Below are 24,525 nucleotides of genomic sequence, written 5' to 3' on the forward strand. Positions count from 1 at the left end.
AATGACTGATCCGCTGCGCTGGACCTGCGCGCCGGCGGCCGAGCTGAGCACGAGCGCGCTGTACCAGGCGCTGGCGCTGCGCGCGCAGGTCTTCGTCGTCGAGCAGCACTGCGTGTTCCTTGACCCCGATGGCCTGGATCTGCGGCCAGGCGCCTGGCAGTTGCTGGGCCATGACGGGCAGGGCGACCTGATGGTCTGCGCGCGGCTCTTGGCGCCGGGCATCAAGGGCGCGCGGCAGGTCCACCCGATGATCAGCCGCGTCGTCAATGCGCCGGCGGCGCGCGGGCAGGGCCTGGGCCGGCGGCTGATGGAGCGCGCGATCGCCGAATGCACGCGGCGCTGGCCGGGCCTGCCGATCGACATCGGCGCCCAGGCTTATCTGCAGCGCTTCTACGCCAGCCTCGGCTTCGAGCCGCTCTCGGCGCTCTACGACGAGGACGGCATCCCGCATCTGGATATGAGGAGACCCGCCGCATGAGCGATCCAGCATTGATCCTGCACCATTACGCCGGCTCGCCGTTCTCGGAGAAGGTGCGCCTGGTGCTGGGCTACAAGGGCCTGGCCTGGCGCAGCGTCACCGTGCCGGTGATCCTGCCCAAGCCCGATGTGCTCGCGCTGACCGGCGGCTACCGCCGCACGCCTTTTCTGCAGATCGGCGCCGACATCTATTGCGACACGGCGCTGATGTGCCAGCGCATCGACCGGCTCGCGCCGACGCCGACGCTTTACCCGCGCGAGGCCGGCGGCACGGCCGCGCTGATCGCGCAATGGGCCGACACCGATCTGTTCTGGGCCGCCGCGCCCTACACGATGCAGCCGGCCGGCATCGCGACCGTCTTTGCCGGCGTGCCGCCCGAGGTGATCAAGGCCTTTGGCGCTGACCGCATGGCCATGTCGGCCGGCGTCAGGCGTGCGCCGCTGGCCGATGCGACGGCGGCGCTGACAAGCTATCTGCTCTGGCTGGAACAGATGCTGGCCGATGGCCGGGACTTCCTTTGCGGCGGCCTGCCCAGCATTGCCGACTTCGCCGTCGTCCACTGCCTCTGGTTCATCCGCCGCGCCGGCCCGCTGGCCGCCATCATGGCGCCGCACGAGCGCCTGGCCGCCTGGTACGAGCGCGTGCGCGCCTTCGGCCATGGCCAGAGCACGGCAATGAGCAGCGAGGAGGCGATCGCGCTGGCCGCCGCGGCGAACCGGCACGCCGAGGTCGAGGTGATGCCCGGCCTGGGCTTCGAGCCCGGCCAGGCGCTGACCGTCACGCCGCTCGACTACGCCTTCGATCCGGTGGCCGGCGAGCTGGTCGGCCTGACGAACGACAGCGTCACCCTGCGCCGCCGCGACGAGCGTGCCGGCATCGTCCACGTCCATTTCCCGCGCATCGGCTATGCCTTGCGCAAGGCAGAACAGGAAAGCAAGCAAGCATGAAGAACTACCAAGGCAGGACCGCCGTCATCACCGGCGCCGGCTCGGGCTTCGGCCTCGAGGTCGCCCGCATCGCCGCCGCGCGCGGCATGAACCTGGTGCTCTGCGATGTGCAGAGCGATGCACTGGACAAGGCCGCGGCCGAGTTCGAGGGCCGCGTGCCCGTGCTGGCGCGTAAGGTCGACGTGGCCAAGGCCGCCGAGATGGAGGCGCTGGCTGCGGCGGTCAAGGCCCGCTTCGGCGCCCCGCACGTCGTCTTCAACAATGCCGGCGTCGGCTCGGGCGGCCTGATCTGGGAGAACACGCTGGCCGACTGGGAATGGGTGCTGGGCGTCAATCTGATGGGCGTGGTCCACGGCGTGCGCCTGTTCACGCCGATGATGCTGGAGGCGGCCGCCGCCGATCCCGGCTACGAGGGGCATATCGTCAACACCGCCTCCATGGCCGGCATGCTCAACGCGCCGAATATGGGGGTCTACAACGTCTCCAAGCATGCGGTGGTCTCGCTGAGCGAGACGCTTCATCAAGACCTGGCCCTGGTCACCGAGCAGATCCGGGCCTCGGTGCTGTGCCCCTTCTTCGTGCCGACCGGCATCTCGCAAAGCCATCGCAACCGGCCCGCCGACGCGCCGGCCGCCAAGCCCACCAAGAGCCAGCTGATCGGCCAGGCCATGAGCGACAAGGCGGTGTCCTCCGGCAAGCTGACGGCGGCCGAGGTCGCGGCCATGGTCTTCGCCGCGATGGACGAAGAGCGCTTCTATGTGTTCAGCCACCCGCATGCGCTGGCCGGCGTGCAGACGCGGCTGGAGGATGTGATGCTCTTGCGCAATCCGACCGATCCATTCAAGGATCGCCCCGAGATCGGCGCGAAGCTGAAGGCGGCGCTGCGCGAGGGCTGAGACCCGCCCCCCGCGGGGGCACAATCGGGGGGTGATCCGCATCCTCATCCGCTCGATTCGCCGGTTTGGTCTCTGGTGCCCGGGTCTTGCCCTGCTTCTGCTGGCCAGCGCCGCGCGCGCCAACGGCCTGGCGCTGAGCGCCGAGGAGCGCGCCTGGATCGCCGAGCACCCGGTCCTGCGCGTCGCCAGCTCGAGGAGCTACGGGCCCTTCACCTTCGTCGATGCCGGCGGCGCGGTGCGCGGGCTCTCGATCGACTATGCGACCCGGCTGCAGCAGCTGACCGGGCTGCAACTGCAGCTGATGCCGCCGGCGCCGTTCGCCGACTCCATGCAGGCGCTCAGGGGCGGTCGGCTGGACATGATGATGTCGCTGCGCGACGCGCCCGAGCGGCGCGAGTTCCTCGCCTTCACGCGGCCCTATATCTCGGTGCCGGCAGTGCTGCTGCGCCGCCGCGTCGCCGGCGCGGCGGGCGCCGAGGCCGGCGAGCTCGCGCCCGGCGAGCCGGTCTCGGTCAGCCGCGGCTATGCGGTCGGTGGCTTCCTGGCCGAGCGCTTCCCCGGCAATCCGCTGCAGATCGAGAGCGACGACCGCAATCTGCTGCGCCGCCTGGCCGGCGGCGAGATCGGGGCCGGCGTTGCCGACCTGGCCAGCGCGACCTTTCTGATGCGCAGCGACGGCATCGGCAATGTGCGTGTCGTCGCGGACATCGGCTTTGCCTACGACCTGGGCATCGGCTACCGGCGCGACTGGCCGATGCTGGGCCGCATCCTGCAGAAGGGCCTGGACCAGATCGGTGCCGACGAACGCCAGAAAATCGCCGACCGCTGGATCCCGCTGGACCGCGACAGTGCCGGCCTGCGGCGCGAGGTCGTCATCGCCGCCACCGGCGTGCTGGCCCTGGGCCTGGCCGCCGTCGGCCTGCTCTATGCGTGGAACCGCGCGCTGCGCCGCCAGGTCGTCGCGCGCACCGAGCAATTGCGCCAGGAGCTGGCCGAGCGCCGGCGCCTGCAGGACGCCGACCATGCGCGCGCGGTGGCCGAGCTGGCCAACCGCGCCAAGACCGAGTTCATGTCGCAGGCCAGCCATGAGCTGCGCACGCCGCTGAACGCGGTGCTGGGCTTTGCGCAACTGCTGGAGAACGACGCGGCGCGGCCGCTGGACGCGACCCAGCGCCAGCGCATCGCGCACATCGAGAGCGCCGCCCGCCACCTGCTGGTGCTGATCGAGGACATGATGAGCTTCTCGCGGCTGGAGTCGGGCAGCCTGGCCGTCGAGCCGCGGCCGCTGGATGCCGGCCCGGTCGTGCAGCGCTGCGTCGAGCTGGCGATGCCGGCGGCGCAGGCGGCCGGCATCGCGCTGCGCTATGCGCCCGACACGCAGCAGCGGATGGCGCTGGCCGATCCGGTGCGGCTGGAGCAGGTGCTGCACAACCTGCTGTCCAATGCGATCAAGTACAACCGGCGCGGCAGCTGGGTCAGCGTCAGCGCCGGGCCGCGCGAGCCGGCGCTGTTCTGCATCGAGGTCGCCGATGGCGGCCTGGGCCTCAGCGCCGAGCAGCAGTCGCAGCTGTTCCAGCCCTTCAACCGCCTGGGCCGCGGCGCGACCACCGAGGGCACCGGCATCGGCCTGGTCATCTGCAAGCAGCTGACGGAGCGCATGGGCGGCCGCATCCGGGTGCACAGCGAGGCCGGCGAGGGCAGCCGCTTCACGCTGGAGCTGCAGGCCGCGGCGGCGGTCTGAGCTTCTGGCACACTGCCGCTCCCTTCGAATCGCCGTCCGCCATGTCCGCTGCTCCCGCCCCCTCCGCCCCCCAGGTCGCCGTCATCGGCGGCGGCCCGGCCGGCCTGATGGCGGCCGAGACCCTGGCCGAGGCCGGGCTGCAGGTCGAGGTCTATGACGCGATGGCCTCGGTGGGCCGCAAGTTCCTGCTGGCCGGCAAGGGCGGGCTGAACCTGACCCATTCGGAAGCCTTCGAGCCCTTCCTCGGCCGCTTCGGCGAGCGCGCGGCCCAGATCGAGCCGCTGCTGCGCCGGCTCGACGGCCCGGGCCTGCGCGACTGGGCCGCGGGCCTGGGCGTCAGCACCTTCGTCGGCACTTCGGGCCGCGTGTTCCCGAGCGATATGAAGGCGGCGCCGCTGCTCCGCGCCTGGCTGCACCGGCTGCGCGAGGCGGGCGTGCGCTTTCATATGCGCAGGCGCTGGCTGGACTGGGATGCCGATGGCGCCTTGCGCCTGACCGGCCCCGAGGGCGAGCTGCGCCTGCGGCCGGCCGCCACCGTGCTGGCCCTGGGCGGCGCCTCCTGGCCGCAGCTGGGCTCCGACGGTGCCTGGGTCGACAGGCTGGCGGCGCGCGGTGTCGAGATCGCGCCGCTGCGCGCGGCTAACTGCGGCTTCGACCTTGGCGCGACGCGGGCCGAGGCCGCGGCGCCGGGCTGGAGCACCGTCTTCGCCGAGCGCTTTGCCGGCCAGCCGGTCAAGCCGGTCGCCCTGCATTTGCAAGGGCGGGGCGGCCGGCGTTTCGAGCGCCGCGGCGAGTTCGTCATCACCGCGACCGGCATCGAGGGCTCGCTGGTCTATGCGGCCGCGAGCCTGATCCGCGAGGAGATCGCCGAGTTCGGTTCGGCGACGGTGCAGCTGGACCTGCTGCCCGATCGCACGGCCGACTTCGTCGCCGCCGAGGTCGCGCGGCCGCGCGGCACGCGCTCGATGTCCACCCATCTGAAGAGCCGGCTGGGCATTGAGGGCCTCAAGGCCGGCCTCTTGCACGAGGTGCTGGACAAGAGCGCCTACCAGGATCCGGCGCGGCTGGCCGCGACGCTGAAGCGCCTGCCGCTGACCCTGCTGGCCGCGCGCCCGGTGGCCGAGGCGATCAGCACGGCCGGCGGCGTGCGCTTCGAGGCGCTGACGCCGGAGCTGCAGCTGAAGGCGCTGCCCGGCGTGTTCTGCGCCGGCGAGATGCTGGACTGGGAGGCGCCGACCGGCGGCTATCTGCTGACGGCTTCGATGGCCAGCGGCCGCGTGGCCGGCGAGGGCGCCGCGGCCCATTGCCTCGCGCGGCGCTGACTGGGGAAAACCAGGGGCGAGGCTGGCCTTGCGCCACCCGCATTCAGGCCGCATTGCACCCCCCGTCGCGCACGGAGCCGGCCCTACAGTCGGCCGCATCGAGGCGCAGCGCGAAGGAACCAATCGACGATGGCCGCAGACCTGACGATTGCTTGGCGCGGAGCTGGGCAAACCCGGGGCAGGGCGCGCTCCCGCCTTGCGTACATTCGCCCCCTGCGTTCCGCGGCAAGCGCGCGCAAGAAGAAGATTCTGAGGAGACCGAGCTGATGCGACCCCACGATTTCCCGCGCCCGCTGGCGTGCGGAAAACTCCTGTTCACCCTGCTCGCGGCCGCCGCCCTGTGCGCCTGTTCGAAGACGGCCACGCCGCTGGGCGAGGCCAAGGTCGATGCCGAGCTGCAGAAGAAGATCCAGGAGCAGCTGCTCGATGCCAAGCCCGGCAGCGTCGTCGAGATCCCGGCCGGCAATTTCCATTTCGACCGCGGCCTCTCGCTGCGCGGCAATGGCGTGACCATCCGCGGCGCCGGCATCGACAAGACCATCATCTCCTTCAAGGGCCAGACCAGCGGCCCCGAAGGGCTGATCGTCTACGCCAACGACTTCACGCTGGAAGGCCTGACGATCGAGGACAGCAAGGGCGATGCGGTCAAGATCAACGACGGCGAGAACATCACCGTGCGCAAGGTGCGCGTGCGCTGGAGCGGCGAGGCCAAGACCAGCAACGGTGCCTACGGCATCTACCCGGTCAAGACCCGCAATGTGCTGATCGAGGACTGCGAGGCCTATGGCGCCTCGGACGCCGGCATCTATGTCGGCCAGTCGACCGGCGTGATCGTGCGCCGCAACCGCGCCGAGCAGAACGTCGCCGGCATCGAGATCGAGAACACCGTCAACGCCGATGTCTACGACAACCTGGCGACCGACAACACCGGCGGCATCCTGGTCTTCAACATGCCCAATCTCTCGCAGCCCGGCCACAGCACCCGGGTCTACAAGAACAAGGCGGTGAAGAACAACCGCGCCAACTTCGGCGCCAAGGGCACGGCGGTCGCCAGCGTGCCGGCCGGCTCCGGCATCGTCATCAACTCGAACTCCAAGGTCGAGATCTTCGACAACGACATTGCCGACAACCAGACCGGCAATGTGATCATCTCGAGCTACTACTCGACCGGCTATTTCTCCAAGGAGGGCGTGGAGCCCAGCTACGACCCCTATCCGCGCGCCATCCTGGTCACGGGCAACCGCTTCAGCGGTGGCGGCGACTCGCCGGACGGCCTGGACCTGAAGACCCTGAAGACGGTGATGTTCGGCATCAACGGCCGCTTCCCCGATGTGCTGTGGGACGGCTATGCCGATGCCAAGAGCGCCGGCAAGCCGGAGGAGCGCATCTGCGTGCGCAACGGCGAGTCGCAGGTGCTCAATGCCGACGGCCCGAACAAGTACAAGAACCCGCAGATCGATGCGAGCAAGCCGCATGACTGCGAATTGCCGCGTCTGAACCCGGTCGTGCTGGCCGGCCGCAGCTGAGTCAAATCCGTTTCCGATGTTGAAGTCTTTGTATGGCTGGCGCTCCCTGCTGGGTGCGCTGGCGCTGTCCGGCCTGGCCGCCTGCAGCAAGCCCCCCGAGCCGGTCGCCTTCATCGCCGAGGGCCGTCCGGCCAAGCTGAGCGACTGGCATGTGCTGCGTGCCGATGGCGGCAAGCTCAAGCTCAACACCGGCGTGATGCCCTACGAGCTGAACACGCCGCTGTTCTCCGACCATGCGCACAAGCTGCGCACGGTCTGGATGCCGCAGGGTCAGCGGGCCAAGTTCTCCGAGCTGGAGGTGTTCGACTTGCCCGTCGGCACCATCATCTCCAAGACCTTCTACTACCCGAAGGGCGAGGGCCAGACCCTGCTGCAGACGCATTCGGACAGCAGCGCCGAGCTGAAGGACGGCGCGCTGGATCTGAGCCGGGTGCGCCTGGTCGAGACGCGCATCCTGGTGCGGCGCGCGGATGGCTGGGCCGCCTTGCCCTATGTCTGGAACGCCGAGCAGACCGAGGCCGAGCTCGCCCGCACCGGCGATCAGCTCCAGCTGACGCTGCAGGACGCGGCCGGCAAGCGCCAGAGCTTCCCCTATGTGGTGCCGAACGAGAACCAGTGCGCGAGCTGCCATATGGTCAAGCTCAAGAGCAAGGAAGTGCAGCCGATCGGCCTCAAGGCGCGCCATCTGAACCGCGACTTCGTTTATCAAGGCAGCAGCGAGAACCAGCTTGCCCATATGGTCAAGGCGGGCTACCTGGGCGGCCTGCCCGAGGACCTGGCCGGCGTGCAGAAGGCCGCCAACTGGCTGGACAAGACCCAGCCACTGGAGGCCCGCGCACGCGCCTACCTGGACATCAACTGCGCGCATTGCCACAACCCGCGCGGCCCGGCCAGCAACACGGCGCTGAACCTGGAGCCCTTCCTGGCGCCGGACCGTCATCTGGGCCTGTGCAAGCCGCCGGTGGCGGCCGGCAAGGGCACCGGCGACCGCCTGTTCGGCATCGTGCCCGGCAAGCCGGACGAATCGATCATGAGCTTCCGCCTGGCCTCCCAGGAAGGCGGCGTGATGATGCCCGAGCTGGGCCGCAGCACCGTGCATGAAGAGGGCATGCAGCTGATACGCGAGTGGATCGCGGCCTTGCCCGGCCGCTGCAACGAAGCCACCCACTGACTGGAACGATCACGAGGAGACAAGAGCGATGAAGAAGAGACCGAGCCCGACGCCCGTCGCCCTGGCCTGCGCTGCCGCCCTGCTGGCCGGCGTGGCTCATGCGCAGGACAGCGCGCCCGTCAACAATCTGGGCGTCGTCGAGGTGACCGGCCAGAGCCGCGTCCAGCAGCTGCAGGACGTGCCGATCACGATGAGCGTGGTCGGCGCCGACAAGGTGAAGTCGCTGGGCGCCGTCAACATCGGCCAGCTCGACGGCTATGTGCCCGGCCTGAGCGTCAGCGCCACCCAGCCGACCCAGCCCAGCTACTCGATGCGCGGCATCGGCACCGGCGACTTCGGCATCGGCACCGACGCGCCGGTGGGCGTCTATCTGAACGGCGTCTACACCGGCAAGACCGGCGGCGCGCTCCTGAACTTCAACGACGTCAAGCGCATCGAGGTGCTGCGCGGCCCGCAGGGCACGCTGTTCGGCCGCAATGCCGCTGGCGGCGCGATCTCCATCGTCAACAACGACCCGGCCAACCGCCAGGAGGCCAGCGGCACGCTGCGCCTGGGCGACCGGGGCACGCGCCATATCGAGGCGCTGTACAACAACGCCATCAACGACAGCACGGCCTTTCGCATCAGCGCCGTCGGCCACCACCAGGACGGCTGGCTGACCAACAGCTTCGACGGCAAGAAGATGGGCGGCGCCGACGACTGGGGCACGCGCATGGCGCTGCGCTGGGCCGGCGAGGAGACCTCGGTGCTGCTCAGCTGGGAGCATGAGAAGCTCGACCAGCCGGCGCGTCCGGTCTTCCTGCTGCCTGCGCAGCCGAGCTTCCCGGTCGACCCGTCCAACTGGCAGGATCCGCGCGGCAAGACCCTGGCCAATGACCCGCAGCCGAACTCGGAGGCGCGCAAGTTCGACGGCGTGACGCTGAAGATCGAGCACACGACGCCGATCGGCGAGCTGACCAGCCTGACCGCCTGGCGCCATTTCGATGCCCACAACTTCCAGGACAACGACGGCACGGCCCTGCGCGCGCATTACCTGATGACGGGCAATGTCGAGCAGAACACCACCTGGCAGCAGGAGTTCCGCCTGAACGGCAAGACCGACAAGCTGAACTGGGTGGCCGGCGTGTCGGCCTATTACGAGAAGGCCAAGCAGACCAGCCAGGTCAATGCCTACACCGACTCGCTGGACACCCTGCTGCTGCACAACCCGGCCGCCGGCCTGGCGCCCTACGCGACGGTGACCGGCATCACGCAGATGCTGGGCATCCCGGGCGTCAATCTGCTGGGCCAGACCTGGCAGGAGAACATGAATGCGCAGGGCGTCTACAAGGCGGTTGCCGCCTATGGCGACGTGATCTGGAAGCTCGGCGACGCGACCAATCTGACCGGCGGCATCCGCTTCACCCGCGACGAGAAGGAATTCTCCTGGCTGAGCCCGAACCGCATCGCGCCGGGGCTGGACGCCCAGCTGGCCGCGCTGGACAAGGCCGGCTTCTTCCCCGGCCTGGTGGCGATGGGCGCGATGAGCCCCGAGGAGGCCGGTGCGCTGCAGTACCTGATGACGAGCAATCTGGAGTTCAACGACCCGCGCTCGGCCAGCACCCCGCTGAAGACCAAGACCTCCTGGAACGACGTCAGCCCGCGCCTGGTGCTGGACCACCATCTGGACAAGAACACCATGCTGTTCGGATCGGTGACGCGCGGCTACCAGGCCGGCGGCTTCAACGCGCTGAGCGTCGGCGGCCAGTACGAGCCCGAGCGCGTCACCAACTACGAGATCGGCGCCAAGGGCCGCGTCGAGGGCACGGGCCTGTTCTACACCAGCTCGCTGTTCCACTACGACTTCACCAATCTGCAAAGCCTGACCCTGGTGCCGGCCAGCACGCCGGCGGGCGTGCCCTCCTACCAGGTCACCGTCAGCGACCAGACCGCGATCGGCCTGGACCTGGAAGCCCAGTGGCAGATCGACAAGACCTGGCGCATCAACGGCGCGGCCGAGTACATCGACCAGACCTACAAGCACTTCAGCACGCCGGGCGGCGGCAAGAACCTCGCCGGCCAGCCGGTGGGCACGCCGAAGTGGACGGCCACCCTGGGCGGCGAGGCGGTCGTGCCGCTGGCCCAGGGCCGGGCGCGCTTCAACCTCAACTGGGCCTACAGCGGCGCCCAGCGCTGCAACGACGACTCGCAGGCGCAGGGCGGTTGCATCAAGACGGCGACGCTGGACATCGGCGAGGCCCGCCTGCGCGTCGACGCCCGCATCGGCTGGGAGGCGCCGCAGCAGCGCTGGGGCGTGGCCCTGCTGATCAACAACCTGACCGACAAGCAGTACGTCAGCGCGGCCAGCACGACCGGCGCCCCCTTCGGCGCGCCCTATGCGTCGGTGACACCGCCGCGGCAGATCAGCATCGAGATCAGCGCCAAGCTCTGAGCGGGCGGGGTCCAGGGGCGCCGGGCAGCTGCTGCCCGGCGCCTTTTTTTTGCCTAGACTTCGGCAAGGAGATGGCGATGAACTGGCAAACCCATGAAATCGGCAACCAGGTCGACGAGCTGAGCGACTACCGGCTGCTCGACACCGACCTGCCGCTGCGCGAGGCGCTCGCGCATGCCGGGGCGCAGGCCTTCGAGCCGGGGCTGGCGGCCTATGGCGCCGAACTGGGCCGCGCCGAGAGCTATGCGCTGGCCGAGACGGCGAACCGGCTGACGCCGGAGCTGAACAGCTTCGACAAGCGCGGCCGGCGCATCGACCGCGTCGACTTCCATCCGAGCTGGCATCAGTTGCTGGCGCTGTACCGCCGCCAGGGCCTGGTCGCGCTGCCCTTTGCCGATGCGCGGCCGGGGCGCTGGTCGGCCTGGGCGGCGGGCTTCTATCTGCATGGCCAGATCGAGGCCGGCACCCTGTGTCCGGCAACGATGACGCAGGCGGCGATTCCGGTGCTGCAAAAGGAACCGGCGCTGTGGGCGCAGCTGCGGGATCAGCTGCTGTCGAAGGACTACGACCCGCGCGACCTGCCGCTGGTGCAGAAGCGCTCGATCTGGCTGGGCATGGGCATGACCGAGAAGCAGGGCGGCTCGGACGTGCGCGCCAACACGACGGCGGCCACGCCGACCGGCGCCGGCGGGCGTGGCGGCGAATACCGGCTGCGCGGCCACAAATGGTTCTTCTCGGCGCCGATGTGCGACGCGCACCTGGTCGTCGCCAAGACGGCCGACGGGGCGCCCAGCTGCTTCTTCGTGCCGCGCTGGCGGCCCGACGGCACAAAGAACCCGGTGCAGATCCAGCGCCTGAAGAACAAGCTCGGCAACCGCAGCAACTCGAGCTCCGAAGTCGAGTTCCAGGACGCCTACGGCATCCTGATGGGCGAGGAGGGCCGCGGCATCCCCACCATCATCGAGATGGCCACCACCACGCGGCTGAACTGCGTGGTCGGCAGCGCGGCGATGCTGCGCCAGGCGCTGGTGCAGGCGCTGCATTACGCGCGCCATCGCCAGGCCTTCGGCCGCCTGTTGGTCGAACAGCCGCTGATGCGCGCGGTGCTGGCCGATCTGGCCCTGGAGAGCGAGGCCGCCGTGGCGCTGATGATGCGGCTGGCGCGTGCCTTCGAGCGCCAGCATGAGGACGCCGGCGAGCGTGCCTGGGTGCGCATGATGACGCCGGCGGCGAAGTTCTGGGTCTGCAAGCGGGCGGTCGAGCTGACCGGCGAGGCGATGGAGGTGCTGGGCGGCAACGGCTATATCGACGACGGCATCATGGCGCGCCTGTTCCGCGAGGCGCCGGTCAACTCGATCTGGGAAGGCTCGGGCAATGTGATGTGCCTGGACCTGCTGCGCGCCATCGCGCGCGAGCCGCAGGCCTTCATGGCCCTGCTCGACGAACTGGGCGAGCAGGCCGGCGAGGAGCCGCTGCTGCGTGCCGAGCTGGCCGAGCTGCGTGCGCTGCTGGCCACGCCGCCGGCGCAGCTGGAGGGCCTGGGCCGCCGGCTGGCCGAGCGCCTGGTGCTGCTGGCCCAGGCCGCGCTGCTGCGCCGCGACGCGCCGGATCTTGTCGCCGAGGCCTTCATCGCCAGCCGCTTCGACAGCCGCTGGGGCCATGTGGCCGGCGGCCTGGACACGCGCGGGCTGCGGGTCGATGCACTGCTGCAGCGCGCCTTTCCCGGCTGAACCGCAAACGCGGGTAGCGGTGGCCGGGCACCACACGGGCTGGCGCTGCGCCGCCGATAGCGCCAGAATCGTCATCACCTGACCCTGCGCCCGATCGCGGTGCGCCGGCGCAGGCGCAGCAGAACTATCTCCGATCAATGGCAACGAGGAGTCATTCGATGAGTAGCAGCTTCCGCATCCGCAGCGCAATGGTCGCCGCCCTGTTCCTGGCCCTGGGCGTGGCCGCCCCGGTCGTCCATGCCGCCGAAGGCGGCGGCCGCTCGGCCGACGAGATCCTCAGCCACGACGGCCTGAAGAAGGTGGACACCAAGGCGGTTGGCGTGCTCTACGCCCGTCCGGGCGCCTCGCTGGCCGCCTACAACAAGGTGATCATCAACCCGGTCGAGGTGGCCTTCTCGAAGAGCTGGGACCCGAAGCGCGTCGGCAGCAATCTCAAGATCAGCAGCTCGGAGCGGGAGGAGATCCGCAGCGGCGTCGCGCAGCGGGTGCGCGAGGCCTTTGTCGAAACGCTGGGGGCCAAGGACGGCTACCCGGTCGTCGACCAGCCGGCGCCCGACGCGCTGCTGCTGCGCATCGTCATCGCCAATCTCTACATCAACGCGCCCGACGTCGGCATGCCGCCGCGCAGCCGTTCCTACACCGACTCGGCCGGCGAGATGACGCTGGTGCTGGAGGTCTTCGATTCCGAGACCCGGCAGGTGCTGGCCCGCGTCGTCGATCGCCAGGTGTCGGACCTGAACGGCGGCCAGATCACCTGGACCAACGGCACCTTGAACAAGGGCGAGCTGGACGCGATCGCCGCCGGCTGGGCCAGCAAGTTGCGCAAGTCGCTGGACCGCGCCAAGAGCGTCGGCAAGAAGTAAGCGCGGCGCCTACCAGCGCCAGGTCGCGCCCATCATCGGACCGTTGAACTCGAGGTCCTTGAACACGCCGTCGCCGGCCTTCATCTCGTACTTGAGGTAGCGCCACAGCAGCGAGGCCTCGCCCCAGGAGAAGTGGTAGGCAAGGCCGCCGGCCAGCTGGTAGGTGAGCTTGGACTGGCCGGCGCCGACGTCCGCGTACAGCGGCACCGACCAGCGGCTGTCGGGCCCGAAGGCATAGCGGCCTTTGACGCCGACGATGCCGTCCCATAGCGAGATCTTGGAGTCGTGGCTGCCGTTGCGGCCCGCGGGCTGGAGATTGCCGATGCTGCCCGACAGCGCCCACGTGATCTTGGACTTGATGTCCAGCAGCCGGCTGCCGCCCAGCGCGTCCAGCGTGAGCCCCGCCGGGTCGCCGAGCAGCCGGTACTGGCCGGCCAGCGTCCAGCTGAAGCCCTTCAGATCCCAGTCGGTCTGGGCGGCGGTATCGACCGGCAGGCCGATATTGCCGATCGTGAAGTCGCGGTTGACGGCGTCGGACTTGCCGAGGTTCAGGTAGACCAGATCGCTGAAGCCGCCCCAGCGGCCGTTGTGGGCGTCCAGCGAGCCCATCAGCATGAACTTCAGCTTGTCGGTGATGTCGAAGTTGATCGTGCCGCCACCGCCGTCCGCCGGCACCGTGGTCGAAGCGTCGACGCTGGGCAGATAGACATAGAGCGTGGCGGCGAAGCGCCAGGGGCCTTCGGTCGGCGTCGCGCTCTGCGCCCCGGCCGGCGCGGCGGCGAGGCCGGTCAGCGCGGCGGCCGCGGCAAGGGCAAGGCGAAGGCGGGAGCGAGGGCGGGCGGGGCGCTGCGGCTGCTTCATCGGTCGGATCCTCCGGCGGCGCCCGCTGCGGTGCGGGGACCGGCGGGCCTTTGGTTTATTTCCAGACGCCGGGCCAGTGTGCCATGTGCCGCGCCGTGCAGGCCATCACGGCCGCGCCGGCCGATGGGCCGGCGCCACAGGGGCACTGTGGCAAACTCCCGCGCCTGTTGTTCTCCTGCTTCCCGACGTTTTGGACAAGATCCTGCTTCAAATTGCCGCCGAGCTGAAGGTTCGGCCGGCCCAGGTCAATGCAGCCGTCGAGCTGCTCGACGGCGGCGCCACCGTGCCCTTCATCGCCCGCTACCGCAAGGAGGTCACCGACGGCCTCGATGACGTGCAGCTGCGCGAACTCGAATCGCGCCTGGGCTATCTGCGCGAGCTGGAAGAGCGCCGCGCCGCCGTGCTGAAGAGCATAGCGGAGCAGGGCAAGCTGACGCCGGAGTTGGCTGCCGCGGTCAACGCCGCGCCGACCAAGCAGGAGCTGGAAGACCTCTACCTGCCCTACAAGCCCAAGCGCCGGACCAAGGGCATGATTGCCCGCGAGGCCGGCCTGGAGCCGCTGGCCGACAAGCTCTTCGCCGATCCGACGCTGGATCCGATGAGCGAAGCGGCCGGCTTCCTCAATGCCGAGGCGGGTTTCGCCGACGCCTTTGCCGTGCTCGACGGCGTGCGCGATCTGCTCAGCGAGCGCTGGGCCGAGGACGCGGCCCTGATCGGCAAGCTGCGCGAATGGCTGTGGGCCGAGGGTCTGTTCAAGTCCCGGCTGATGGAGGGCAAGGACGAGAACAACCCCGATATCGCCAAGTTCCGCGACTATTTCGATTACGAGGAGCCGATCAAGACCGTGCCCTCGCACCGCGCGCTGGCCGTGTTCCGCGGCCGCACGCAGGAGTTCCTCGACGCCAAGCTGGTCTTGGACGAGGAGGTCGTCGCCGGCCAACCCGGCCTGGCCGAGGGCCGCATCGCCCGTCACCTGGGCTGGAGCCATGCCAACCGCGCCGGCGACGCGCTGATCCGCAAGACGGTGGCCTGGACCTGGAAGGTCAAGCTGTCGATGAGCCTGGAGCGCGACCTGTTTGCGCGCCTGCGCGACGAGGCGGAAGCCGTCGCGATCAAGGTCTTTGCCGAGAACCTGCGCGACCTGCTGCTGGCCGCACCGGCCGGCAAGCGCGTCGTGATGGGCCTGGACCCGGGCATTCGCACCGGCGTCAAGGTGGCCGTCGTCAGCGACACCGGCCGCGTGCTGGACACCGCGACCGTCTATCCTCACGAGCCGCGCAAGGACTGGGAGGGCTCGCTGCACACCTTGGCCCGGCTGGTCGCCACGCATGGCGTGAACCTGATCGCCATCGGCAACGGCACCGCCTCGCGCGAGACCGACAAGCTGGCCGCCGACCTGATCAAGCGCATCCAGCAGCTGGCCCCGGGCACGCAGATCGAGAAGGTCGTCGTCAGCGAGGCCGGCGCCTCGGTCTACTCGGCCTCCGAATTCGCCTCCAAGGAGCTGCCCGATCTGGACGTGTCGCTGCGCGGCGCCGTCTCGATCGCGCGGCGCCTGCAGGATCCGCTGGCCGAGCTGGTCAAGATCGACCCCAAGAGCATCGGCGTCGGCCAGTACCAGCACGACGTCAATCAGGCAGCGATGGCCAAGACCCTGGACGCCGTCGTCGAGGACTGCGTGAACTCGGTCGGTGTCGATCTCAACACGGCCTCGGCGCCGCTGCTGGCGCGCGTCTCGGGCCTGTCCGGCACCGTTGCCGCCAGCATCGTGCGCTGGCGCGACGCCAATGGCGCGTTCAGGAACCGCCAGCAACTGCTGCAGGTCACCGGCCTGGGCCCCAAGACCTTCGAGCAGGCGGCCGGCTTCCTGCGCATCCGCGACGGCGAGAACCCGCTGGACCTGAGCGGCGTGCACCCGGAGACCTATCCGCTGGTGCAGCGCATCCTCGACAAGCTCGCGCGGCCGATCGCCGACGTGATCGGCAAGAGCGATGTGATCCGCGCCTTGAAGCCCGAGGCCTTTGCCGACGAGAAGTTCGGCGCGATCACCATCAAGGATGTGCTGGCCGAGCTGGAGAAGCCGGGCCGCGATCCGCGCCCGGACTTCAAGGTCGCGCGCTTCAACGAGGGCGTCGACGACATCAAGGATCTGCAGGAAGGCATGGTGCTCGAGGGCACGGTCTCCAACGTCGCGCAGTTCGGCGCCTTTGTCGACCTTGGCGTGCACCAGGATGGCCTGGTCCATGTCAGCCAGCTGTCGAACAAGTTTGTGAACGATGCGCGCGAGGTGGTCAAGACCGGCGACATCGTCAAGGTGCGCGTGATCGAGGTCGACCTGGCCCGCAAGCGCATCTCGCTGACGATGAAGCTCGATGCGCCGGCGCAGAAGGGGCAGGGCGGCAAGGCCGACAATAGCTACCGTCCGGCGGCGCGCAACGAGCGGCCGGCCGGTCGTGCGCCGGCCGCCCCGGTTGGCAATGCCATGGCCGAGGCCTTCGCCAAGCTGCGGCGCTGAGTGTCTTGGGGCGCCGGCCGGCGCCTCAAAATCGCAGTTGGTCGCATGCGGCCAGACAAACCGGCGGCACCGGGCTATGGTGCCGCCGGTTTTTTCGAATCTGCCTGGAGTCTTTCTTGAAATTGCATCCCGTCGCCGCCGCCTGCGCCCTGCTGGCCCTGAGCCCCGCCGCCTTCGCGCAGGAAGGCCCGCCGGGCGAGGGCGGCTCGCGCCCCGGCCAGCGGCTCGAGCGGGTCGAGATCAGCTCACGCCCGCAGAGCGATACCGATCTGCGCCGCAAGTCGCCGGTCGCCAAGCAGGTCTATGGCCGCGAGGAGATGGACAAGTTCGGCGACACCAATGTGGCCGATGTCTTGAAGCGCCTGCCCGGCGTGACGGTGGCCGGCGGCGCGCCGCGGATGCGCGGCCTGGGCGCCGGCTACACGCAGATCCTGATCAACGGCGATCCGGCGCCGCCGGGCTTCGACCTGACCCAGCTGGACCCGGCCCAGGTCGAGCGGATCGAGGTCACCAAGGGTCCGACGGCCGATCAGAGCGCGCAAGCGGTGGCCGGCACGATCAACATCATCCTGAAGGATGCGCCGCGCGTCTCGCAGCGCGATCTGCGGCTGGGCATCAACTACAGTGCCGTGCGGCCCACGCCGAACGCGACCTTCACCTTCGGCGAGCGCGTCGGCGGCTTGTCGATGTCGATCCCGCTGTCGGCTTTCGAGTGGCGCGGCCTGAACGAGTTCGGCATCGCGCGCGAGATGCCCGGCAGCGACCAGCAGCCGTCCGAGTCGGTCCAGCATGCGAAGCAGGCCTTCTGGGGCCATGGCCTGAATTCGGCGCCGCGGCTGAACTGGAAGATCAGCGACGAGCAGTCGCTGGCCCTGCAGGGCTTTCTACAGAAGGGCTACTGGAACAACCGCAGCACCTACGTCAACGAGGTGATCAGCGGCAACCCCAGCCTCGACGACGACGCCTACAACCACGGGACCTGGCAGATGCTGCGCGGCAATGTGCAGTGGGTGAACCGCTTCAGCGAGAGCCAGCGCATCGAGCTGAAGGGCGGCCTGCAGGACGCCAAGGGGACCTTCGACAACCAGACCTATCGCGACGGCGCGACGCGCCGCCAGTCGATCGGCGACAACCACGACCAGAGCGTCACCCAGGCCGGCAAGTACGCACAGGCGCTGGGCGAGGAGCACAGCCTGACCCTGGGCTGGGACCTCGAATGGCGCCAGCGCGAGGAGACGCGCACGACGACCGAGCTGGGCGTGCCGCAGTTGCCCGAGTTCGACGGTCAACCGTTCGCCGCCCGCATCGGCCGCCAGGCCCTGTTCGTGCAGGACGAGTGGGAGATCTCGCCGCAATGGTCCGCCTATCTGGGCCTGCGCGGCGAACGGATCGAGACCACCAGCGAGGGCAATGACAGCAGCGGCGGCAGCGCCTCGGTGCGCAATATCAGCACCGTGGTCACGCCGCTCCTGCACCTGAACTACAAGCTCGACCCCAAGGGGCGTGATCTGATTCGCGCCAGCCTGACGCGCAGCTACAAGGCGCCCGATCTGAACCAGCTGATCGCCCGGCCGGCCATCAGCGGCATGTTTCCGCTGACCGATGCCAACGGCCAGCCTCAGGGCAATACCGAGCTCTCGCCGGACCGCATCGGCAACGCCAATCTGAAGCCCGAACTGGCCACCGGCCTGGACATCGCCTTCGAGAAATACCTGAGCGGCGGCGGCATGCTCAGCATCGGCGGCTTTTACCGCAGCGTCGACAACCTGATCCGTAATGTGACGAGCATGCGCACGGTCGACTACGCGCCGGTGCCGCGTTATGTCGTGCAACCCTTGAACTTCTCGAAGGCGAAGACGGCCGGCCTTGAGTTCGAGCTGAAGGGCCGCGCCGGCGAGCTGATGCCCAGCCTCTTCGATCCGAAGACGGCGCTGAATCTGCGCAGCGCCCTGAGCCTCTACAAATCGCGCGTCGAGGCGGTGCCGGGCCCCGACAACCGGCTGGACGGCCAGCAGCCCTGGTCCGCCAATGCCGGCTTCGACTACCGGTTCGCCGGCCTGCCGCTGACGACCGGCCTCAGCCTGGCCTACACGCCCGGCTATCTGACCCAGCAGACGCTGAGCCAGTCGCTGAACCTGTCGGCGACCCGCTCGCTGGACATGTTCGCGCAATGGGTGTTCAGCCGCAGCCTCTCGCTGCGCCTGTCGGCCAACAATCTCGCGCCGCTGGATACGCGCTCGCAGGTGCTCTTGAGCAGCGGCGACAACACGCTGACCGAGCGCAGCGGCCGCACGCAGTTCGGCGCGGCGCTGGAGATCAAGCTCTGAGCGAGGCGCCGCGGGGCCACCGCATAAACTGCCGGCCATGAAAGCCTTGCAGTTGTTTGCCGGCCCGCGCGCGCGGGCCCGTCTGGCCGAGCGCGGCCTGCGGCCCGAGGACGTGCGCATCGTGCCCGGCGCTGCCGGCGGCCCCAAGGGCCTGATCCTGAACGGGCTGGACCGGCAGATCTTCGGCCCCTGGCTGGGCGCCAGCACGCATGAGGTGCATCTGCTCGGTGCCTCGATCGGCGCCTGGCGCATGGCGACGGCCTGCCTCAACGATCCGGAGCGCGAGTTCGCGCGCCTGGCCGACGAATACGTGCACCAGCGCTACGAGCACCGGCCCGGCAAGGCGCCGACGGCTGCAGACGTCACGCGCGGCTTCTCGGCCAAGCTGGCCGAGGTCTTCGGCGGCCGCGAGGCGCAACTGCTCGCGCACCCGCGCTATCGCCTGCATGTGTTCACCTCGCGCGGCCGGCATCTGCTGGCGCGCGAGGGGCGGTTGCGCACGCCGCTGGGCTATGGTGGCGCCTTCGCGACCAATCTACTAGCGCGGCGCGCGATGGGGGCCTGGCTGGAGCGCGTCGTCTTCTCCGACCCGCGCGCGCCGCTGCCGATGCCGCTGAACGACTACCGCAGCCGCCAGGTCGAGCTCAACGAGCGCAACTTCCTGCCGGCCGTGCTGGCCAGTTGCTCGATCCCCTTCTGGCTGCAGGCGGTGCACGACATTCCCGGCGCACCGGCCGGCGCCTACTGGGACGGCGGCATCACCGACTATCACCTGCATCTGGATTACGCCTCGATGATCGGCGACGGCCTCGTGCTGTACCCGCATTTCCAGCGCCAGGTCATTCCCGGCTGGCTGGACAAGGCGCTGAAGGGCCGGCATGGTTCGACCGCCTTCCTCGACAACGTCGTGCTGTTGGCGCCGAACCCCGACTGGGTGCGCACGCTGCCGCGCGGCAAGCTGCCCGACCGCGAGGACTTCAAGCATTACGGCGAGGACACGCAGGCCCGCGCCGCGGCCTGGCAGCGGGCGATCGCGGAGAGCGAGCGGCTGCGCGATGAATTCGCCACGGCTTGCGAGCGCAGTTCGATTGCTGCCGAGCCGCTTTGATTACAATCGGCCATCCACGGACCAACAAGGACGAGAAAGGCACGATGGTTATGACACCGCGAACTACGACCACCACCCCCACTCGGGTTTAGTCGCCGCGGCCTGCTTTCGTCTTTTCACACTCAACAAAGCGCGGCAAGGACCGCGCTTTTTGTTTTTTGCCGGAGCTTTTTCCCATGATCTCGATTCAACTCCCCGACGGTTCCAAGCGCGAATTCCCGCAGGCCGTCACCGTGGCCGAGGTGGCCGCCGCTATCGGCGCCGGCTTGGCCAAGGCGGCGCTGGGCGGCAAGGTCAACTACGGCGATGGCGGCAAGCTGGTCGACACCAGCCATCTGATCGAGTCTGACGCGCAGCTGGCCATCGTCACCGACAAGGACGCCGACGGCCTGGAGCTGATCCGCCATTCGACGGCCCACCTGCTGGCCTATGCGGTCAAGGAGCTGTTCCCCGAGGCGCAGGTGACCATCGGCCCGGTGATCGAGAACGGCTTCTACTACGACTTCTCCTACAAGCGCCCGTTCACGCCGGAGGATCTGGTCGCGATCGAGAACAAGATGGGCGAGCTGGCCAGGAAGGACGAGAAGGTCGAGCGCCGCGTGCTGCCGCGCGACGAGGCGGTCGCCTATTTCAAGGGCATCGGCGAGGACTACAAGGCCGAGATCATCTCCAGCATCCCGGCCGGCGAGGACGTCTCGCTGTACCGCGAGGGCAAGTTCGAGGACCTGTGCCGCGGCCCGCACGTGCCCTCGACCGGCAAGCTCAAGCATTTCAAGCTGATGAAGGTGGCCGGCGCCTATTGGCGCGGCGACCACCGCAACGAGATGCTGCAGCGCGTCTACGGCACCGCCTGGGCGACGAAGGACGATCTGCAGAAGTACCTGACGATGCTGGAGGAGGCCGAGAAGCGCGACCACCGCAAGCTCGGCAAGGAGCTGGACCTGTTCCACATCGACGAACATGCGCCCGGCGTCGTGTTCTGGCACCCGAAGGGCTGGGCCGTCTGGCAGGAGGTCGAGCAGTACATGCGCCGCGTCTACCGCGACAACGGCTACCAGGAGGTCAAGGGCCCGCAGCTGCTGGACAAGTCGCTGTGGGAGGCCTCGGGCCACTGGGACAAGTACAAGGACAATATGTTCACGACCGAGTCGGAGAAGCGCGACTATGCGCTGAAGCCGATGAACTGCCCCGGTCACATCCTGATCTTCAAGCACGGCATCAAGAGCTACCGCGACCTGCCGCTGCGCTTCGGCGAGTTCGGCCAGTGCCACCGCAACGAGCCGACCGGCGGCCTGCACGGCATCATGCGCGTGCGTGGCTTCACCCAGGACGACGGCCACATTTTCTGCACCGAGGACCAGATCCTGCAGGAATGCGTGAACTACACGGCGCTCCTGCAGAAGGTCTACAAGGACTTCGGCTTCAGCGACATCATCTACAAGGTCGCGACCCGGCCCGAGGCCCGCATCGGCTCGGACGAGATCTGGGACAAGGCCGAGTTCGCGCTGATGGAATCGCTGCGGGCCTCCGGCGTCGATTTCATCATCGCCCCCGGCGACGGCGCCTTCTACGGCCCCAAGATCGAGTACACGCTGAAGGATGCGCTGGGCCGCCAGTGGCAGTGCGGCACGATGCAGGTGGACTTCTCGATGCCGGGTCGCCTGGGCGCCGAATACGTCAACGAGGCCGGTGAGCGCCAGGCCCCGGTGATGCTACACCGGGCCATCGTCGGCAGCCTCGAGCGCTTCATCGGCATCCTGATCGAACAGCATTCCGGCGCGCTGCCGGCCTGGCTGGCGCCGACCCAGGTGGTCATCGCCAACATCACCGACGCGCAGGCCGATTACGTCGCAGAAATTGTGAAAACTCTGCAAAAACAAGGGCTTAGAGTTCAGGCCGATTTGCGGAACGAGAAAATCACGTATAAAATCCGCGAGCATTCTTTGCAAAAGGTTCCGTACATCCTCGTCGTTGGTGACAAGGAAAAGGCGAACGGAGCCGTTGCAGTGCGCGCCCGTGGCAACCAGGATCTGGGTGTGATGGCGCTGGAAGACTTCCTGTCGAAGATCTCCACCGCCGTTGCCGAGAAGGTCTAAAAAGGCCACTCGGGCGCGTTTTCGTTTGTTTGGGTCCCGCCGCCTTGGGGCTCGTTGAAAGGTAAGCACCATCGCTACTTTTGCTGATCGTCGGGCGATTCCTGAGCGCAAGCACAGGCTGAACCGCGAAATCATGGCTCCCGAAGTCCGTTTGAACGGCCCGGAAAACGAGCCGATCGGGATCGTGAGCATCCAGGAAGCGCTGCGCATGGCCGGCGATCTGGATGTCGATCTGGTCGAGATTTCCGCCACCGCCAACCCGCCCGTGTGCCGGTTGATGGATTACGGCAAGTTCAAGTACCAGGAGCAGAAGCGCGCAGCCGAAGCGAAGTCGAAGCAGAAGGTCATCGAGATCAAGGAAGTCAAGTTCCGTCCCGGCACGGACGAGGGCGACTACCAGATCAAGATGCGCAATCTGCGCCGCTTCATCGCCGAGGATGGTGACAAGGGCAAGGTGACCTTGCGTTACCGCGGCCGCGAGATCACCCACCAGGAGATCGGCATGCGGCTCTTGGAGCGGATCCGCGACGAGCTGGCCGATGTGGCGGTGGTGGAAAACATGCCCAAGCTCGAGGGCCGCCAGATGATCATGGTTCTGGCACCCAAGAAGCGCTGAGTTTCGAATTCGGTTCTAGCCCGTCGATCTGGTCGTCGGCGGGCTTATTAGTCTCCAGAGGCTGAACAAGTGCAACGAGGAATCGTTGACGCCCCTGGGACATCTTAAAAGGAGCATCACATGCCCAAAATGAAGACCAAGAGCAGCGCGAAGAAGCGTTTTCGCGTGCGTCCGGGTGGTACCGTCAAGCGCGGTCAGGCGTTCAAGCGCCACATCCTGACCAAGAAGACCACGAAGAACAAGCGCCACCTGCGTGGCACGCTGTCCGTGCACGAGACCAACATGGGCCACATCGCACAGATGCTGCCCTTGGCTGGCCTGTAATCCCACCATCTAACAAAAGGAGTTAAACATGCCTCGCGTTAAACGTGGTGTTACCGCCCGTGCCCGTCACAAGAAGGTTCTGGCCCTGGCCAAGGGTTTCCGCGGCCGTCGCAAGAACGTCTTCCGCATCGCCAAGCAGGCGGTGATGAAGGCGGGCCAGTACGCCTATCGTGACCGCCGTGCCAAGAAGCGCGTGTTCCGTCAGCTGTGGATTGCGCGTATCAACGCCGCAAGCCGCGGCCTGGGACTGACCTACAGCAAGTTCGTGGCAGGTCTGAAGAAGGCCGAGATCGACATCGACCGCAAGGTCCTGGCCGACCTCGCCGTCAACGACCCGGCTGGTTTTGCCAGCATCTTCGCCAAGGTGAAGGCCGCTCTCGCTTAATTCGCAAAGCCGCAGCGATGCGGCCTGCTGGCCCCGGCGCAAGCCGGGGTGCGACCTTTCAAGGCCGACACCTGGTGTTCGGCCTTTTTTATTCTGTCCACTCAAAGATACGCATCCGCCCCGCGATGAACGATCTCGATCAATTGCTACAGAGCGCCCAGGCCGATTTCGCGGCCGCGGCCACGCCCGCCGACCTGGAGAACGCCAAGGCGCGCTTCCTCGGCAAGTCCGGCCGCGTGACCGAGCTGATGAAGGGGCTGGCCGCATTGACGATCGAGGAGAAGAAGACGCGCGGGGCCGAGATCAATGTGCTCAAGGGCGGCATCGAGGCCGCCCTCAATGCCCGCCGCCAGGCCTTGGCCGATGCCGAGCTCGAGCAGCAATTGAAAGCCGAGGCGCTTGATGTGACTCTGCCCGGCCGCCAGCGCGGCACCGGCGGCCTGCACCCGATCACGCGCGCGATGGAGCGCATCGAGGCGATCTTCGGCTCAATGGGCTTCGATGTCGCCGACGGCCCCGAGATCGAGAATGACTGGTTCAACTTCACCGCGCTGAACACGCCCGAGGACCATCCGGCCCGCTCGATGCACGACACCTTCTATATCGAAGGGGGCCATGTCTTGCGCACGCACACCAGCCCGATGCAGATCCGCTACGCGGTCCAGCATGTGAAGAAGCACCAGGCCGCCATCGACGCCGGGCTGCCGATGCCCGAGATCCGCGTGATCGCGCCGGGCCGCACCTACCGGGTGGACAGCGATGCCACGCATTCGCCGATGTTCCACCAGGTCGAGGGCCTGTGGGTCGGCGAGAACATCTCGTTCAAGGACCTGAAGTCCGTCTACGTGAACTTCATGCAGCAGTTCTTCGAGACGACGGATATGCAGATCCGTTTCCGTCCCAGCTACTTCCCATTCACCGAGCCGAGCGCCGAGATCGACATGATGTTCGGCTCCGGCCCGCTGAAGGGCCGCTGGCTGGAGGTCTCCGGCTCCGGCCAGGTCCATCCGCAGGTGATCCGCAATATGGGCCTGGACCCCGAGAAGTACATCGGCTTCGCCTTCGGCTCCGGCATCGACCGGCTGGCGATGCTGCGCTACGGCGTCAACGACCTGCGCCTGTTCTTCGATGGCGACTTGCGTTTCCTGTCGCAATTCAAGTAAGCCAAGCACCACCGAAGCAAGAGAT

19 protein-coding genes are annotated in these 24,525 nt (G+C 68.1%); 18 read left to right on the forward strand and 1 reads right to left on the reverse strand.

Annotated elements, in window-relative coordinates; translation table 11 throughout:
* Position 1 precedes the first annotated feature (1 nt).
* From QWJ38_RS21565 to QWJ38_RS21610, 10 genes are all read left to right on the forward strand, one after another.
* Positions 2-478, forward strand: coding sequence for a GNAT family N-acetyltransferase (locus QWJ38_RS21565; RefSeq protein ID WP_290361200.1), 477 nt, complete (start codon positions 2-4; stop codon positions 476-478).
* A complete protein-coding gene (locus QWJ38_RS21570) occupies positions 475-1,425 on the forward strand; it encodes a glutathione S-transferase family protein (RefSeq protein WP_290361201.1) in 951 nt (316 codons plus the stop codon). Before QWJ38_RS21565 ends, QWJ38_RS21570 begins: the two co-directional genes overlap by 4 nt.
* Complete coding sequence (locus tag QWJ38_RS21575) at positions 1,422-2,321, forward strand: SDR family oxidoreductase (RefSeq protein WP_290361202.1); 900 nt, start codon at positions 1,422-1,424, stop codon at positions 2,319-2,321. The genes QWJ38_RS21570 and QWJ38_RS21575 overlap by 4 nt, the downstream gene beginning before the upstream one ends.
* A gap of 31 nt (positions 2,322-2,352) precedes the next feature.
* Positions 2,353-4,062 (forward strand): ATP-binding protein, encoded by a 1,710-nt coding sequence (locus QWJ38_RS21580; protein ID WP_290361203.1) that lies wholly within the window; start codon positions 2,353-2,355, stop codon positions 4,060-4,062.
* Positions 4,063-4,103: 41 nt separating this feature from the next.
* Positions 4,104-5,384 (forward strand): TIGR03862 family flavoprotein, encoded by a 1,281-nt coding sequence (locus tag QWJ38_RS21585; RefSeq protein ID WP_290361204.1) that lies wholly within the window; start codon positions 4,104-4,106, stop codon positions 5,382-5,384.
* A 266-nt stretch (positions 5,385-5,650) separates the two neighbouring features.
* Positions 5,651-6,910 (forward strand): parallel beta-helix domain-containing protein, encoded by a 1,260-nt coding sequence (locus tag QWJ38_RS21590; protein WP_290361205.1) that lies wholly within the window; start codon positions 5,651-5,653, stop codon positions 6,908-6,910.
* A gap of 16 nt (positions 6,911-6,926) precedes the next feature.
* Complete coding sequence (locus tag QWJ38_RS21595; protein ID WP_290361206.1) at positions 6,927-8,081, forward strand: SO2930 family diheme c-type cytochrome; 1,155 nt, start codon at positions 6,927-6,929, stop codon at positions 8,079-8,081.
* A gap of 28 nt (positions 8,082-8,109) precedes the next feature.
* Complete coding sequence (locus tag QWJ38_RS21600) at positions 8,110-10,512, forward strand: TonB-dependent receptor (protein WP_290361207.1); 2,403 nt, start codon at positions 8,110-8,112, stop codon at positions 10,510-10,512.
* Between the two features lie 77 nt (positions 10,513-10,589).
* Positions 10,590-12,242, forward strand: a complete 1,653-nt coding sequence (locus QWJ38_RS21605; protein ID WP_290361208.1) for an isovaleryl-CoA dehydrogenase — start codon at positions 10,590-10,592, stop codon at positions 12,240-12,242.
* 158 nt (positions 12,243-12,400) lie between these two features.
* On the forward strand, positions 12,401-13,105 hold the full coding sequence (locus tag QWJ38_RS21610) for a DUF3313 family protein (protein ID WP_290361209.1): 705 nt from the start codon (positions 12,401-12,403) through the stop codon (positions 13,103-13,105).
* Positions 13,106-13,114: 9 nt separating this feature from the next.
* On the opposite strand, the gene QWJ38_RS21615 is transcribed toward QWJ38_RS21610, so the two are convergent.
* Complete coding sequence (locus QWJ38_RS21615; RefSeq protein ID WP_290361210.1) at positions 13,115-13,966, reverse strand: hypothetical protein; 852 nt, start codon at positions 13,964-13,966, stop codon at positions 13,115-13,117.
* Positions 13,967-14,156: 190 nt separating this feature from the next.
* Between QWJ38_RS21615 and QWJ38_RS21620 the strand changes: the two genes are divergently transcribed.
* The 8 genes from QWJ38_RS21620 (at position 14,157) to pheS (ending at position 24,500) form a co-directional block, all read left to right on the forward strand.
* On the forward strand, positions 14,157-16,481 hold the full coding sequence (locus QWJ38_RS21620; protein ID WP_290361211.1) for a Tex family protein: 2,325 nt from the start codon (positions 14,157-14,159) through the stop codon (positions 16,479-16,481).
* A gap of 116 nt (positions 16,482-16,597) precedes the next feature.
* On the forward strand, positions 16,598-18,808 hold the full coding sequence (locus tag QWJ38_RS21625) for a TonB-dependent receptor plug domain-containing protein (protein WP_290361212.1): 2,211 nt from the start codon (positions 16,598-16,600) through the stop codon (positions 18,806-18,808).
* Between the two features lie 37 nt (positions 18,809-18,845).
* Positions 18,846-19,916: a patatin-like phospholipase family protein gene (locus QWJ38_RS21630; RefSeq protein WP_290361213.1), complete on the forward strand. Its 1,071-nt coding sequence runs from the start codon at positions 18,846-18,848 to the stop codon at positions 19,914-19,916.
* 176 nt (positions 19,917-20,092) lie between these two features.
* Positions 20,093-22,012, forward strand: a complete 1,920-nt coding sequence (thrS, locus tag QWJ38_RS21635; protein WP_290361214.1) for a threonine--tRNA ligase — start codon at positions 20,093-20,095, stop codon at positions 22,010-22,012.
* A 70-nt stretch (positions 22,013-22,082) separates the two neighbouring features.
* Complete coding sequence (gene infC, locus QWJ38_RS21640; protein WP_290361311.1) at positions 22,083-22,628, forward strand: translation initiation factor IF-3; 546 nt, start codon at positions 22,083-22,085, stop codon at positions 22,626-22,628.
* Positions 22,629-22,748: 120 nt separating this feature from the next.
* Positions 22,749-22,952, forward strand: coding sequence for a 50S ribosomal protein L35 (gene rpmI / locus QWJ38_RS21645; RefSeq protein ID WP_290361215.1), 204 nt, complete (start codon positions 22,749-22,751; stop codon positions 22,950-22,952).
* Between the two features lie 28 nt (positions 22,953-22,980).
* Entirely contained in the window at positions 22,981-23,337 is a 357-nt protein-coding gene (gene rplT, locus QWJ38_RS21650; protein WP_290361216.1) for a 50S ribosomal protein L20, read from the forward strand.
* Between the two features lie 125 nt (positions 23,338-23,462).
* Positions 23,463-24,500, forward strand: a complete 1,038-nt coding sequence (pheS, locus tag QWJ38_RS21655) for a phenylalanine--tRNA ligase subunit alpha (protein WP_290361217.1) — start codon at positions 23,463-23,465, stop codon at positions 24,498-24,500.
* Positions 24,501-24,525: the final 25 nt, after the last annotated feature.

Source organism: Roseateles violae (assembly GCF_030410485.1).
In the GTDB taxonomy this organism is placed as follows: Bacteria; Pseudomonadota; Gammaproteobacteria; order Burkholderiales; family Burkholderiaceae_C; genus Roseateles_D; species Roseateles_D violae.

Coding starts and splice junctions, on each gene's coding strand:
- QWJ38_RS21615 (WP_290361210.1), bottom strand. CDS start 13,966: ATGAAGCAGCCGCAGCGCCCCGCCCGCCCTCGCTCCCGCCTTCGCCTT.
- QWJ38_RS21605 (WP_290361208.1), top strand. CDS start 10,590: ATGAACTGGCAAACCCATGAAATCGGCAACCAGGTCGACGAGCTGAGC.
- QWJ38_RS21630 (WP_290361213.1), top strand. CDS start 18,846: ATGAAAGCCTTGCAGTTGTTTGCCGGCCCGCGCGCGCGGGCCCGTCTG.
- QWJ38_RS21590 (WP_290361205.1), top strand. CDS start 5,651: ATGCGACCCCACGATTTCCCGCGCCCGCTGGCGTGCGGAAAACTCCTG.
- rplT (WP_290361216.1), top strand. CDS start 22,981: ATGCCTCGCGTTAAACGTGGTGTTACCGCCCGTGCCCGTCACAAGAAG.
- thrS (WP_290361214.1), top strand. CDS start 20,093: ATGATCTCGATTCAACTCCCCGACGGTTCCAAGCGCGAATTCCCGCAG.
- QWJ38_RS21575 (WP_290361202.1), top strand. CDS start 1,422: ATGAAGAACTACCAAGGCAGGACCGCCGTCATCACCGGCGCCGGCTCG.
- rpmI (WP_290361215.1), top strand. CDS start 22,749: ATGCCCAAAATGAAGACCAAGAGCAGCGCGAAGAAGCGTTTTCGCGTG.
- QWJ38_RS21610 (WP_290361209.1), top strand. CDS start 12,401: ATGAGTAGCAGCTTCCGCATCCGCAGCGCAATGGTCGCCGCCCTGTTC.
- QWJ38_RS21570 (WP_290361201.1), top strand. CDS start 475: ATGAGCGATCCAGCATTGATCCTGCACCATTACGCCGGCTCGCCGTTC.
- QWJ38_RS21600 (WP_290361207.1), top strand. CDS start 8,110: ATGAAGAAGAGACCGAGCCCGACGCCCGTCGCCCTGGCCTGCGCTGCC.
- QWJ38_RS21565 (WP_290361200.1), top strand. CDS start 2: ATGACTGATCCGCTGCGCTGGACCTGCGCGCCGGCGGCCGAGCTGAGC.
- QWJ38_RS21595 (WP_290361206.1), top strand. CDS start 6,927: ATGTTGAAGTCTTTGTATGGCTGGCGCTCCCTGCTGGGTGCGCTGGCG.
- pheS (WP_290361217.1), top strand. CDS start 23,463: ATGAACGATCTCGATCAATTGCTACAGAGCGCCCAGGCCGATTTCGCG.
- QWJ38_RS21585 (WP_290361204.1), top strand. CDS start 4,104: ATGTCCGCTGCTCCCGCCCCCTCCGCCCCCCAGGTCGCCGTCATCGGC.